This is a genomic window from Mesorhizobium sp. M7D.F.Ca.US.005.01.1.1 (genome assembly GCF_003952545.1).
GTDB classification, from domain to species: domain Bacteria; phylum Pseudomonadota; class Alphaproteobacteria; order Rhizobiales; family Rhizobiaceae; genus Mesorhizobium; species Mesorhizobium loti.
The window spans coordinates 3,552,418-3,564,905 of the sequence record NZ_CP034453.1 but is presented as its reverse complement, the minus strand read 5'-3'; the positions used below and the strand labels follow the sequence as shown (position 1 = coordinate 3,564,905).

At 62.1% G+C, this 12,488-nt stretch carries 18 protein-coding genes; 4 read left to right on the top strand and 14 right to left on the bottom strand.

The window, feature by feature from the left end; genetic code table 11:
• Nucleotides 1-36: 36 nt before the first annotated feature.
• Nucleotides 37-423 carry a nuclear transport factor 2 family protein gene (locus EJ076_RS17060; protein WP_126071076.1) on the top strand — a complete coding sequence of 129 codons (387 nt, stop codon included), beginning with the start codon at nucleotides 37-39 and terminating at the stop codon, nucleotides 421-423.
• A 222-nt stretch (nucleotides 424-645) separates the two neighbouring features.
• Nucleotides 646-924: a hypothetical protein gene (locus EJ076_RS17055; protein WP_109663047.1), complete on the top strand. Its 279-nt coding sequence runs from the start codon at nucleotides 646-648 to the stop codon at nucleotides 922-924.
• Between the two features lie 147 nt (nucleotides 925-1,071).
• Here the strand turns inward: EJ076_RS17055 and EJ076_RS17050 are convergent, their stop codons facing one another.
• From EJ076_RS17050 to EJ076_RS17005, 10 genes are all read right to left on the bottom strand, one after another.
• A complete protein-coding gene (locus tag EJ076_RS17050; RefSeq protein ID WP_245463093.1) occupies nucleotides 1,072-1,890 on the bottom strand; it encodes an IS3 family transposase in 819 nt (272 codons plus the stop codon).
• A complete protein-coding gene (locus tag EJ076_RS17045; RefSeq protein WP_126068667.1) occupies nucleotides 1,869-2,219 on the bottom strand; it encodes a transposase in 351 nt (116 codons plus the stop codon). The genes EJ076_RS17050 and EJ076_RS17045 overlap by 22 nt, the downstream gene beginning before the upstream one ends.
• Before the next feature lie 171 nt (nucleotides 2,220-2,390).
• The gene (locus EJ076_RS17040; protein WP_109663387.1) at nucleotides 2,391-3,002 is read right to left on the bottom strand and encodes a LysE family translocator; all 612 of its coding nucleotides are present in this window, start codon (nucleotides 3,000-3,002) and stop codon (nucleotides 2,391-2,393) included.
• A gap of 75 nt (nucleotides 3,003-3,077) precedes the next feature.
• Nucleotides 3,078-3,458: a YkgJ family cysteine cluster protein gene (locus EJ076_RS17035; protein WP_109663045.1), complete on the bottom strand. Its 381-nt coding sequence runs from the start codon at nucleotides 3,456-3,458 to the stop codon at nucleotides 3,078-3,080.
• 21 nt (nucleotides 3,459-3,479) lie between these two features.
• Nucleotides 3,480-3,647, bottom strand: a complete 168-nt coding sequence (locus EJ076_RS17030; RefSeq protein WP_126068666.1) for a hypothetical protein — start codon at nucleotides 3,645-3,647, stop codon at nucleotides 3,480-3,482.
• A 1-nt stretch (nucleotide 3,648) separates the two neighbouring features.
• Complete coding sequence (locus EJ076_RS17025) at nucleotides 3,649-4,056, bottom strand: hypothetical protein (RefSeq protein WP_056593642.1); 408 nt, start codon at nucleotides 4,054-4,056, stop codon at nucleotides 3,649-3,651.
• The gene (locus tag EJ076_RS17020; RefSeq protein WP_109663043.1) at nucleotides 4,056-4,280 is read right to left on the bottom strand and encodes a hypothetical protein; all 225 of its coding nucleotides are present in this window, start codon (nucleotides 4,278-4,280) and stop codon (nucleotides 4,056-4,058) included. The genes EJ076_RS17025 and EJ076_RS17020 overlap by 1 nt, the downstream gene beginning before the upstream one ends.
• A 347-nt stretch (nucleotides 4,281-4,627) precedes the next feature.
• Complete coding sequence (locus tag EJ076_RS17015; protein ID WP_010915421.1) at nucleotides 4,628-4,837, bottom strand: cold-shock protein; 210 nt, start codon at nucleotides 4,835-4,837, stop codon at nucleotides 4,628-4,630.
• Between the two features lie 425 nt (nucleotides 4,838-5,262).
• Nucleotides 5,263-5,916 carry a glutathione S-transferase family protein gene (locus EJ076_RS17010; RefSeq protein WP_126068665.1) on the bottom strand — a complete coding sequence of 218 codons (654 nt, stop codon included), beginning with the start codon at nucleotides 5,914-5,916 and terminating at the stop codon, nucleotides 5,263-5,265.
• An 89-nt stretch (nucleotides 5,917-6,005) separates the two neighbouring features.
• The gene (locus EJ076_RS17005) at nucleotides 6,006-7,442 is read right to left on the bottom strand and encodes a patatin-like phospholipase family protein (protein ID WP_126068664.1); all 1,437 of its coding nucleotides are present in this window, start codon (nucleotides 7,440-7,442) and stop codon (nucleotides 6,006-6,008) included.
• A gap of 148 nt (nucleotides 7,443-7,590) precedes the next feature.
• Here EJ076_RS17005 and EJ076_RS17000 point away from each other — a divergent pair, with 148 nt between their 5' ends.
• Complete coding sequence (locus EJ076_RS17000; RefSeq protein ID WP_164548665.1) at nucleotides 7,591-7,779, top strand: CsbD family protein; 189 nt, start codon at nucleotides 7,591-7,593, stop codon at nucleotides 7,777-7,779.
• A 56-nt stretch (nucleotides 7,780-7,835) separates the two neighbouring features.
• Here EJ076_RS17000 and EJ076_RS16995 read toward each other — a convergent pair whose 3' ends face one another.
• Together EJ076_RS16995 and EJ076_RS16990 are read right to left on the bottom strand one after the other, a co-directional pair.
• Complete coding sequence (locus EJ076_RS16995) at nucleotides 7,836-8,969, bottom strand: metallophosphoesterase (RefSeq protein ID WP_126068662.1); 1,134 nt, start codon at nucleotides 8,967-8,969, stop codon at nucleotides 7,836-7,838.
• Between the two features lie 128 nt (nucleotides 8,970-9,097).
• Nucleotides 9,098-9,724, bottom strand: a complete 627-nt coding sequence (locus EJ076_RS16990; protein ID WP_245463063.1) for a TetR/AcrR family transcriptional regulator — start codon at nucleotides 9,722-9,724, stop codon at nucleotides 9,098-9,100.
• A gap of 151 nt (nucleotides 9,725-9,875) precedes the next feature.
• Here EJ076_RS16990 and EJ076_RS16985 point away from each other — a divergent pair, with 151 nt between their 5' ends.
• Nucleotides 9,876-10,658, top strand: coding sequence for an NIPSNAP family protein (locus EJ076_RS16985; protein ID WP_126068660.1), 783 nt, complete (start codon nucleotides 9,876-9,878; stop codon nucleotides 10,656-10,658).
• Here EJ076_RS16985 and EJ076_RS16980 read toward each other — a convergent pair.
• Both EJ076_RS16980 and choX read right to left on the bottom strand, forming a co-directional pair.
• Entirely contained in the window at nucleotides 10,655-11,467 is an 813-nt protein-coding gene (locus EJ076_RS16980) for an alpha/beta hydrolase (RefSeq protein WP_126068659.1), read from the bottom strand. The two genes, EJ076_RS16985 and EJ076_RS16980, sit on opposite strands and share 4 nt — an antisense overlap.
• A gap of 8 nt (nucleotides 11,468-11,475) precedes the next feature.
• Nucleotides 11,476-12,414 (bottom strand): choline ABC transporter substrate-binding protein, encoded by a 939-nt coding sequence (gene choX / locus EJ076_RS16975; protein ID WP_126068658.1) that lies wholly within the window; start codon nucleotides 12,412-12,414, stop codon nucleotides 11,476-11,478.
• Nucleotides 12,415-12,488: the final 74 nt, after the last annotated feature.

Here is a 12,488-nt window from a genome sequence, read left to right as displayed (position 1 = left end):
GAAGCCATCAAAGGCCATGAAGCCAGGAGAAAGAAGATGACACAGGAGCTTGTCATGGATGCAACCGCGTACGATCTGTCACGGCAAACGGCCGAGATCATGCGGCGCTACAACGACGTATTCCAACGCCATGATCCCTCGGCACTCGCCGAGCTGGTGGCTGAGGACTGCGTGATCGAAAACACCGTGCCAGCGCCGGACGGCGCCCGTCATGCCGGCAAGGCGGCGTGCGTCGGGCTTTGGACGGCAATCGCGACCCAGGCCGGCACGCGCTTCGATATCGAGGAAACCTTCATCGCCGGCGAGCGGGCGACGATCCGCTGGCGCTATTTCATGGCCGACGGCAATTCGCTGCGCGGCGTCAACCTCATGCGTGTCGCCAACGGGCGGATCGTCGAAGCAATGGGCTACGTCAAGGGGTAGCGCCGGCCGGCGCTACCGATCCGCCGGTGCCAGCCTGGCGCCGAAGGTGCAGCGAACCAAGTCAGCGCGATGAGCCGGCAGGCCTTCCTCTAATCCATATTGACGTACGAGGACGCCCGATCGCAGCCATATGAGTTACTCCTAAGGTATCTCAATCTGTGCTAAAATCGAGCGCGACCGCCATTCGACGATCGAGAAAGACCATTAGGGAGGACTCGTGTGATGAACATCAGAACCACCTGCTTTGGAGCACTCGCATTGGCTGTCTTCAGCGGCACGGCGTTTGCCGGGGCGCTCGACTCGCCCAAAATGATGGAACCGTTTTTCACCGATTCGGGCATGAAGACGATGAAATCCGACGATGAAATGAAGGCGGCCTGGGCAGCGATGTCCAAGGACGATCAGGCCATGATGATGAAGGAATGCCAAGACGCTGCGATGAGCAAACCATACGCACCGTTCTGCGAAAAATTGAAGGCCCTCGGCGGCGCAAACAAATGACTGCCCTCACCCGGAGCTGAAGAGCAGATGAAGGCGGGCGCTAAAGCGCGTCGCGTTTGAACGGATTCAGGCGACGCGCTTTAGGTCTTTGTTTTTATGCATGTCGTTTTCCCAAAACTGGAGTGCGCCCCTTGGGATGGACACTGATCAGGCTGCAGTTTTGCCCGTCTGCCGGATGTGTTGATCCTCGAACTGTTGCGGGCTGAGATATCCCAGCGCCGAATGGAGCCTGCGTTTGTTGTAGACTTGGTCGATGAAGTGGGGAAGGTGCTCGGCAACCTCCTCGAAGGTTTCAAGCGCCATCGGATAAACCGCCTCGAGCTTCAGGGTCTTCATGAAGCTCTCCGCTTTGGCATTGTCATAAGGATTGCCCTTGCGGCCCATCGAGCCGGCCAGACCGTGGCCGGTGAGAAGCTGCCGGTAAGTCTCGGCGGCATATTGGGAGCCGCGATCGGAATGGTGAACGCAGCCTGGCGGTGGCTTTCTGCGCTCGATTGCGGCGCGCAAGGCGGCGCCCGTCAGGCGGGCATCGATGGCGCGGCTGATGGCGTAGCCGACGATCATGCGCGACCAGACATCGAGAATGATGGCGACGTAGACGAAGCGGACCGGCAGCGCGACATAGGTGATGTCGCCGACCCAGAGTTGGTTCGGACCGGTCGGGACGATGTCCTTTGCCAGATTGGGGAAGATCGGACTGTTGTGATTGCTGTCGGTCGTGGCGACGAACCGGCGTCTGACCTTCGGTTGCAGGCCGTGATCGCGCATCAGGCGGCGGATCTTCTTGTGGTTCACCACAAAGCCTTGCTGGCGCAAGGCCGCGCCCACGCGGCGATAGCCATAAAACTCGAATTCGTCGCAGATCGCGAACATCGTCTCGACGATAGCGGTGTCATCGGCCGGCCATTGCGGACGGTCATAAAAGGTCGAACGCGCCAGATCCATCAGCCGGCATCCTTCGGCGATAGAGAGGCCGGGGGGCCGATGATGGCGGATGTAATCCCGCTTTTCGGCCGCGGAGCATTCTTCAGAGCCCCCTTTAGAAACTCCAGCTCCAGAGCCTGCTTGCCGACCAGCCGCTCAAGCGCGGCGATCCGCGCCTCATATTCCGTGATCAGAGTGGCAGAAGCCGTATCTTCATCGAAGCCGCCTGCCTCATACTTGCCAATCCAGACACGGATCAGGGTGCGGGTGACGTCATGCCGTTTCGCCAAACTGTGCAGCGTCTCGCCCGACAGATATTCCTGCACCACCTGACGCTTGAACGTGATGCTGTAACTACGATGTCTTGCCATGGTTCTCTCTCCGAAAACCCGACAGCCATGGTCAATTCCTCAGGACGATCTGTCCACCCCTAGGGGCGCACTCCAAACCGAGGTCACTTTTGGGCGACATGCATTAGGCTCGCCTTCTGACTATCTGGGCAGGGATTTTGCGCAGAGACGACAGGATCCGCGAACCGGTTTCTACCGATCCGCCAGCGCCAGTTTTGCACCGAGCATGACGAAGGCACCGGCGAAGGTCCGGCGCATCCAGGTCAGCACCATCGGCCGCGACACGACATGGCTGCGGATCGAAGCGGCGAAGATGCCGTAGCCGACGAAAACAACGAAGGTCAAAAGCATGAAGACGGAGCTGAGCTCCAGCATCTTCGACAGCGCATTGGGCTCGGTGGTGCTGACGAATTGCGGCAGGAAGGCGAAGAAGAAGATCGACAGTTTCGGATTGAGCACGTTGACGAGGATGCCGGTGGCAATCACCTTGCCAGCCGAGCGTGGCGTCACATCCTGCTCGACGCTGAGGCCGCCCTTTTCCTTCAGCGTGTTCCAGGCCATGTAGAGCAGATAGGCGACGCCGAGATATTTCAGCGTCTCGAAGGCGACCGCACTGGTGTGCAGCAGCGCCGCCAGGCCGGTGATGGCGGCGGCCATATGCGGGATGATGCCGAGGGTGCAGCCGAAAGCGGCGATGATAGAGGCACGCGCGCCGCGCGAGAGGCCGGCGCTCAGCGTGTAAAGAACGCCGGTGCCGGGCGAAGCCACGACGATCAGCGACGTCAACAGAAATTCGATGCTCACGATGGTTTCCTCCGACGCCCTGCCCTGTCGCAGCGTAGCCAGCAAGGAGGATGCGCACAAGCGCCGGAAACCTTGCTAAGCTGTCGGCAATCCGTGCGCCCGGCGTGCCATCAGGCAATCGTCGTCACCAGGCATGCAGGCGCGGCAGACATCCGGGCGGACATCATAGATGCCGCAAGCGGTCGACTTGCCGATTTCGCCGGACAACGCCGAGCAACGCACGCCCTCGCAGCGCATGCCGGACAGATTGGCCGCTACATATTTCTCCGGGATACGGTCGAGCTGCGCGTCATCCTCGGTGGAAAAGCGTGGCCACTCGGCCGAATAAGAGCAGCAGGCGCCGCAGCTCTGGCAGTCGAACAGAGCAGCGGTGCTGCGTTGCGACAAAAGGCTTGCAGCGGTCACCAGGGCAGACAGCCCCGGCGCGGCAGGATTGCGATCGGTGTCTTGCGGCAAGGCGCTATTTCTTCTTGCCTGTCATTTCTTCTTGCCCGCCTTGCGCGACGACGCTTCGGCCGGCGACTTGAACAAATCGGTCGCAGTCTCGGCGGCCCCGTCGCCTTTCGGCGCGGCAACCGGCTTGGTCGGTTTTGCGGCGGCAGCCGGGGCTGCCGGCTGGTCCTTGGCGGAGAATTTTATGGCCATGTCAGTCCTCGTCGACGAAGCGCGATGATGGTGCGCGCGGATTGCGCAGGCGGCCGATCAGCGCCGAAACCGCCGTGATGTTCATTTCCTCGGGCGACCAGTTTCTGACTTCCGCGATGTGGTGCACTGCCAGCTCGCGATGCGTGCTGCCGCTGTAGGCGGCGTCCTGATGCGTCACGCGCTCATGGGTCTTGGCGTCTTCGCGGACATATTCAATCAAGTAGTTCGGGCATTCGGCGCGACCACGCACACCGAGCCGCACCTGGGCATCGCCATGGGCGCGCTTGCAGCGCTCCAGCTTCTCCAGCACCCGGCGCACATATTCGACCGGCTTGTTGAGGCCTTCGACCACGTCGGCGATGGTCGAGTCGGCGGCGATCAGTTTCGGAGGCACGCGCTTGGTAGCCATCAGCGTCTTCCGGCTCGCTTCGGCAAAGCGGCCAGCGCCGCGGCGGCGGCCAACTCGTCGGCCTCCTTCTCCAGGCGCTGTTCACGCAGGCGCGCGGTCTTGGCTTCCCGCGCCTCGCTGACGGCATCGCGTTCGGAATTGATGCGGTTGAGTGACATCGACTGGGTCTGCGTCTTGCTGAACAAGGACACGGCCTGTTCGACTGTCTTCGAATGAGCGGTCAAAATCTTTCTCCTGTCAGGAGCCTGTGCCGATGGAGCGAGACCGGGTCTTCGGTCAAGACGACGCACAAAGCAAATACGGCAGCGAATTCAAATTGCTGGAGCGTCCCTTAGCACGTCCAGGCCAGCGCGCAGCGCAATTTCGGCGGCAAGACGCGCAAAATGAAAAAGGCCAGGCACCGCCTGACCTTCCGTAAGAGAACGCCGTGCATCCAGACGGATGCACAAGGCACGCTCCTCTCATGCGCATGAGATGCCGTGGAAACTCAGGTCTCCGCGGCCATGCGCCCGAATTCGCCACTCACCGGTGCCAGTACATCCGTGGTCACCGGGAGAGCTGAATTCTTTTTTCAGGCCGCCTTCAACTGGTCGGCGGACATCTTGCCTGACTTGTTGTCGCGGACCATCTCGTAGCCGAGCTTCTGGCCCTCGACGATGTCGCGCATACCGGCGCGCTCTACGGCCGAGATGTGGACAAAAACGTCGGCGGAGCCGTCGTCAGGCTGAATAAAACCAAAACCTTTGGTGGCGTTGAACCATTTAACTGTGCCGGTGCTCATGACGAACCCTTTCCATGGCAAATATTCGTTCGACGCCATGCGGATGCACAACGTCGTTTGTCCCGATTTTTGATGTGGGAAGTTCGTCAAAGGCGCGCTCGAAAGCGCGGATAACAAAAGTCAGTCAAACAAATATCGACGAAATGCTTTTAGGCTTCTTTTGGCGCGCTGTCAAATCTGCATCCGCCACACCTGCGCAATTCTCCCAAAACACCTGGCCAAAACACCTGGCATGACGGCAAATCGGACGCCAAACGGCGCGCTTGCGCCAACTCAAAAAAATTTCGCGGCATCCGGGAACCATCTGCGCAAACGCGCATTTATTCCGTGTCATCAGCAATTCATGAGAGCAATCGAAGAAAGGTTGATGGCAAAGACGCCCCCCGCACGATAAAAGGTGCGAGGGGCGTTTTCGTTTGGATCACCTATTCGTCCGGGCCGGGTTCCGGCCACGTCTCCTTGGCCGCCTCGGCATACCAGTGCCGCATCGCCGGCGTTGCCAGCACGGCATCGACATAGGCTCGCGTATCCGGCGCAAGCGTGCCGCCATAGGTGTCGAAGCGGGTCACGACCGGTGCATACATGGCGTCGGCCGCGGTGAAATGGCCAAACAGGAACGGACCGCCCTTGCCGTATTTTTCCCGGCACTCGCGCCACAACGCCTCGATGCGCTCGCGTTGCGCCTCGCCTTCGGCATCGAGCGGCTTATGGCCCTTCGGCCTACGCAAATTCATCGGCCAGCCGTAGCGAACTTCACGGAAACCGGAATGCATCTCGGTCGCGGCAGAGCGCGCCAGTGCGCGGGCGTCGATATCGGCCGGCCAGAGATTTTTTTCCGGAAACAGGTCAGCCAGATATTCAAGGATGGCAAGGGTTTCCCAGATGATCTTGCCATTGTGATTCAAGACGGGCACCTGGCCGGTCGGCGACACTTTCGCCAGATTGGCAAAGGTCTCAGGCGTGCGCAGCCGCACGAAACCCTCCTCGAACGGGATCTCCAGATGTCTCATCGCCACCCATGGCCGGAGCGACCATGACGAGAAGCACTTGTTGCCGATGAAGAGTGTGAATTCAGCCAAGAAGGCCTCCCTGGAATTTCGCCACACTAGCCACAGCGCCTTGCGGCGGCAAAGCGTTTTCGGCGGCGATGCGCTGATCCAGCCGGTACTCAGTTTGCCTGCGCTGCGGCCATCTCTGTCGAAACACCGGCATGGGCGCGGATGGCGGCAACCGCCTTGCCGATTGCGGCATTGACGAGCAGCGCCTGTTGGCCGGCGGCGATGGTGAGGTCGACCTGTTCGACCGGCAGCCTTAGCCGGGTCGGAATGACATTGAGCTTGACCTGCATCGCCGGATCAAGGTCGGCGAAGGAGAGATGCTGGACCACCAGCTGGACATCGCGGCAATTCCAGCCACCAGCCGAACCGCGATAGGCGGCGACCGTCGAGGCCGGCAGCCCGCAGCGGTAGCGCACCAGTTCGTCTTGCCACTGTGAGACGGCAAGCGTCAGCGCATCGACTTCGTCGCGCACCGACGAGGCCAGCGTGGTGCTGGTCACCGCGTCGAGCAACTCACCAATCTTGGGCCCATGCAGGGATTTGCCCCACGACACATCGCTGTCGCTGCCGGCGTCGGCGATGATGAACAGCAACGTCCGGAGCCGGACCGCGGCGACCGGCGACAGCGGGCCGTAGGGCGTGCCGGCGGCGGAGCGCTCGATGGTAAAGCCGGTGACGCCGATATTATCCGTCAGGCCACCGTCGAGCAGCTTCACATAGTCAAGCGGGTCGGCATTCTGATAAGAATCGAGCGCGCTGGCATAGGCCCGGAGCCTGATCGAGGCGTTGCGGTCGGCCAATGCGCGCTCCAGCCAAGGCGGCCTGTGGTAGCCGCAATGCGGGCTGGTGGCTGAGACGACGATCGGCGCGAAGACGACAGGAACCGCGGCGGAAGCCGCAACGGCGTCGGCGAGCCGGACCTTCTCGAGGTCGCTGCACAGCGCCGCGAAGGTGTCGTAGCTGAACAGGAACGGTGTGCGGTTGTAGATGTCGGATGCGTTGATCCAGACAATGGGCCGGTCCGGCTTGCGGAAAGCCAGGAATGTCGCGCCATCGAAGAGATGATCGTTCAGCCATTTGGCAAAGCCGCTGCGGTCATTGACGCCGCCATTGTAGGCGCGCACGAGGTTGAGCGGCGACAGTGATTTCCTGAGATTGGCTTCCGCATCCTGGATCAGGAAGCGTTCGCGAAAATCCCGGTAGCCGTCCTTGCCCCTGTAGCCGAAATAGGCGGCGGTGACGGCGCCGCCGGAGGCGCCGGAGATCATCCTGACGTCGTCAACCAGTGTGCGCCGATGAGGCTGCTCGTCGATAACGATGTCGTCCAGCGCTCGCAACACGCCATAGGAAAAGGCAGCGGCCCTTGTGCCGCCGCCGGAGAAGGCGAGGCCAACAACTGTCGAGCCATCGTCGCCGGGATCGGGAATGAAGGTCGGCGAAGGGGGACCTGCTTCAGATGTCAAAACGTTGATCGGCCCGACATCGTCGGCGACGCAGCCGGCCGCCAGCAGAGAGAGCACGACCGCAAAGGCAAGACGAAAACGCATCGAATACCCCGGCAGCCCTCAAATCCGGCCCGCCAGAACCTACCTGCATTGCTCTGCCTTAGGCAACCAGCCGCGCGGCGGCGAATTGCGGGTATTCGGAACCTAACAGGTTCGGGCCCGTTCCTGTCGGCGAATGAACTCCCAGGAGATGCGAAAAATGGTGAACAAGGATCAGGTCGCGGGCGTGGCCAAGCAGGTCAAGGGCTCGGTCAAGCAAGCCGCCGGCAAGGCAACCGGCAACAGGCAGACCCAGGCTGAAGGCACCGCCGACAAGATCGCCGGCAAGGTGCAGAAGGCCTATGGCGACGTGAAGGACAAGGTCAAGAAGGCGCTCTGATCCGACATCGAGAACGCTCTTTTATTGGGGAAAGGCGGTCGCGAGGGCCGCCTTTTTCATGTGCTCCAGCCTTTGCTGAAAGCATAGGTGAAGGCGACCTCGCCATGATCACCGGTCGCCTCGCCCAGCACCACATCCATGCCGTCGCTAGTCACCCTGGCCAGTGCGAAACCGCCCATATAGGCGGCCTTCGGTTTGAACAGATCGAGCCCGTCACGGCGATAGATCAGCGGCGTTTCGTGCTGGTGGCCATGGAAGATGCCGACGACATTGTAGCCCTTGAGCGCCGCCAGAAGCGCCTGCCGGTCGGCCTCGCTCCACCAATGCGGCGCGCCAGCGCCGTCATCGTCGAAGTGCCTTTTGGCGGCATCCCAGCGTTCTATCGAGAAAATGTCCCAACCATAGTGCTGGAACAGAATGACCGGACGGCCGTCCGCCGCATAGGTCGCCAGATCCTGCTTCAGCCATGGCAGGCTGCTCTCGGCGCCATGGCCAGTGTCGCCGGCGAAACGATGCGTCTGGATCAGATGCAGGCCGTCCCAGTCCCAGGAATAGCAGTCGGTGTCGACATCATAGTCGGTGGCCGGCACTGGCGGCTTGAAGAACACGCCGGCGCGATGGTTGACCTCGACATAGTCGCGCAGTTCGCGTCGGTACCAGTCGACATGGTGCGGCGGCCCGTTCTGGTCGAGATCATGGTTGCCGAGCCCGACATAGACCGGCATGTGCACGCGATCCGGGCCGACGCCCTGCTGGTAGCGCTGACTGAACTGGAGCAGTTGGGTGCCCTCGCTCGGCTGCGTAATCTGGCCGCCGCCGTCATCGGTCATGTCACCGCCGACGACGAGGCCGAGCGGCGTGCCGATGCGGCTGCCGGCCGAGCGCAGGCCGGTGGCGACGCCGTTGATCTCGACCGGCCAGTCCTTGTCGCCAAGACCGTTGAGCGCTGCCACGTTGCGCAGCAGCGCGGCGTCGGTCTTGCCTTCCTGCAGGCAGTTGGGGCTCAACCCGCTCGCCATGCGGCAGGCATGGACATCGGCGATGAACAGGAAGGTAGCGTCGATGGACTGGACGCGCTGGCCGGTCTGGCTGAATGCCGGACGCGAAAATGCGCCGGCCGCGGCAAATCCTGCCATCTGCTTCAGCAGGCTGCGCCGGGAAATCGAGTGGATCGGCAAGCGAGTCATCATGCGCGAAATTCAGCACAGGCGGCCCCCTGCCGTCCAGTTGCCGTCACCGCGCATCGACACCGCCGCCGCTCGCTCGGTAGCGCCGCAACGTCAAAGCGGCCGCGTCGAAATCCCTCGTCGCTGCGGTATCAAAGGGTTCTTGGTCGTAGCAGCACCCTGCGGCGGCGCCTGGCTGCCAATCCGCCCTGCGAAGGCGACAGCGCGCTCCGCTCCAGTCCTGCCAGGCAATCCCGCAGCACGCTCGCATCCTGCGCCGTCTTGGCCATCGACATCGCCCCGGAATAGGCGGCGACCGCCAGCGCGGCGAAGCGCTCGGGATCCGTGCCCTCCTCCCTGCCCGCCTGCTGGTCGGCTCGCAGCTTGTCGGAAATCGCGCGCCGCCACCCGGCAAAAATACCGGCAAGGGCAAGGCGGAAATCCGGATCGGCAAGCGACAGTTCATGCGCCAGATTGTTGAGCGGGCAGCCGCGCACGAAACCCTGCTGCTCCAGTTCCGCCGCCACGGCCTCGAACACCGCGCGCACGCCTTCACGTGCTGTGTTGGCCACCAGCACCGGCGCGATCCATGTCTCTTCGACCGCTGCCGCCACACGCTCGTCGATCACCGCCAGCGCCAGCGCCTTCTTGGTCGGGAAATGGTGGTGCAGCGCGCCGCCGCTGACGCCCGCCGCCGCCATCAGGTCGCCGATGCTGGAGGCGTGATAGCCGCGCGCCTGGAACGCGTCCTCGGCGACATCGAGCACTTTCTTGCGCATGCCTTCAGGATCGTTGATGCGTTTTCGTGGGCTCGGTTTTGGCTGGACGGTCATCTCTGCTGACATCATCGAACTTTAGCATATTGACAAAACAGGACAACCGGTCTGTTTTTAAAACAGGACGATCACCCTGTTTTAAGGAGAGTGCCGGATGAACCTGCCCCAGAACGTCGCGCCGAAACCCGCGGCACTCGCCTCGCCTGCCGTCGAGTTGCGGCAATACACGCTGAATCCCGGCCAGCGCGACACGCTCATCGACATCTTCGACGGCGGACTGATCGAGGGCCAGGAGGACGCCGGCATGACCATCATCGGCCAGTTCCGGGATCTCGATCGGCCGGACATGTTCGTCTGGATGCGCGGCTTCGATGGCATGGATGCGCGGAAAAATGCTCTCACCGATTTCTATGGCGGGCCGGTCTGGGCGGCGCACCGCGATGCGGCCAACGCAACAATGATCGATTCCGACGACGTGCTGCTGCTGAAGCCGGCGTGGCCGGGTGCCGGCTTCGACCTCGCGGGCGCGCAACGGCCAAGTCTGGCCACCGACGAAAAGCCCTTTCAAAACAAGCCGCTGACTGGCATCGTTGTCATCGAGATTCATCATTTGCAGCGCGGCACGGAGGCTGACTTCGCCCATCGCTTCGAAGCCGAAATAGCGCCGCTGATGACGGCACAAGGCGCACGCCTGCTCGCCACTTTGGTTACGGAGCATGCCGAAAACAGTTTTCCGCGCCTGCCGATACGGGCTGATGAAAACGTCTTCATGTCCGTCACCGGCTTCGACAGCGCAGAGACGCATGCCCGCCACAAAGCCGCTCTCGCTGCCTCACCGGCATGGCAGGGCTTTTGGGAGGCCGCGCAGCTCGGCCTGACCAAACCAACGGAGACTTTGCGGCTGTCGCCCACGTCGCAATCGCTGGTCGGGCGTTAGACTTCAAATGCCTCGATGATGGCCTTCGCGACAAGGGCCGGATCTTCCCAATGCGGGTTGTGGCCACAGCTCTCGGCGCGGACAAAGACAGCTTCGGGAAGAGCGGACTGCAACGCTTGCTGGTGCGCCTCGCCGAACAGCGGGTCGCACGCACCGGCGATGATCAGCGTCCGAGCCCGCACCGCTCGCGCCGCGTCGGCCAGATCGGCGCGGCGGATTTCCTTCAGGATCGCGCGCCAGCGCGGCGCCGGCATCGCCGAGGCATCTTTCGCCAGGCCGGCGAGAAAGGCTGGGGGCACGCCGGGCCGGCAGGCATGCCACCAGGCATAGAACGGATCGGCCGGCGATATCGGGTCGCGCAAGGCCTGAACGCCGGCGACCAGCGGGTGGTCCGGCGCGAAGTCGGGCTTCAACGTGCCGGCCAGGACCACCAAGCCGCCGATCAGCTCCTTGTGTCGCCCGGCCAATGCGATAGCCACCATGGCGCCCAGCGAATGGCCGACGACGACCGGCCGGTCGAGCCGCAAGCGCAGAATCAGCCCGGCAATATCGTCGGCGAAATCGGCGATGCCACAGCCCATGCCCGCTTGAGAGGCGCCGTGGCCGCGCAGATCCGGCATGATCAGCCGGCGGCCGGCCAGATGCGGCGCCAGAAGCGAAAAACTACGGCTGGTGTCGGTGAAGCCGTGCACCAACAGCAGCGTCGGCTCGGCGCCCGATACCTCGACATAGGCGATGTCGAGATCGCCGACAGTGACGAACTGCTTGCGGTCGGCCCAGGCGTCCTGGTCCGGCAAAGCATCCAGCACCGCCGGTCTCACAGGCCGAGCTTTTCCTTGACCGCGGCAAGGCCCGGCTTGCCGTCGAAGGTGGTGACGCCGGCGAGCCAGGCGTCGAGGCGGTTTTTGTTGAGCGTGATTGCCTTCAGCGCCCCGTCTTCCGGCTTCATGCCATCATTGATCAGATAGCCCATGCCGACATTCTCGAAATCGATGTCGAAGGCGAGGTTCTTCAAGAACTGCGCGACGTTCGGGCATTGCTGCAGATAGCCCTTGCGCACCTGCGTCGTCACCGTCGCGGCGCCGAAGTTCGGGCCGAAGAACTTGTCGCCACCGGTCAGGTACTTGAAGTCGTACATCGTGTTCATCGGATGCGGCGCCCAGCCCTGGAAGACGATGAACTGCTTTTCCTTGATCTCGTAGCCGACCTCCGAAAGCATGCCAGCTTCGCTGGACTCGACCACCTGCCAGCCGTCCAGGCCAAAGGTGGGATCGGCGATGGCGTCCATCATCAATTGGTTAGAGCCGGGCTCGATGCCGTACATTTTCTTGCCGAACTTGTCGGCGAACTTGTGCAGGTCGGAGATGTCCTTAACGCCGGCATCCCAGACATAGGTCGGCACGGCGAATGTGTATTTGGCGCCTACGAGATTGACGCGCACATTCTCGATCGAGCCGTCCTTCTTGTAAGGCTCGTAATAGGTGACCATGGCCGGATCCCAGTAGCCCAGGAACAGGTCGAGATCCCTGTTCTTCATGCCCTCGTAGATGACGTTGATGCCAAGAACCTGGCTTTGCGGCTGATAGCCGAGCGCCTGCAAAAGGACATTGGCGACCCCCGTGGTGAAGGCAAGGTCGTTCCAGCCGGGTTCAGCCATCCGCACAGTGCTGCACTGCTCGGCCTCGGCGGCCTGGGCCCCATGAGAGGCCAACATGAGGGCGGCAAGACAGACGCCATTTGCAAGGATGCGGAACATTTCGGTTCTCCTCATTGTCATCAAATTGACCAATTGGTCTTTTTATTGTCCCATGGGTCAATTCTTGATCTGAG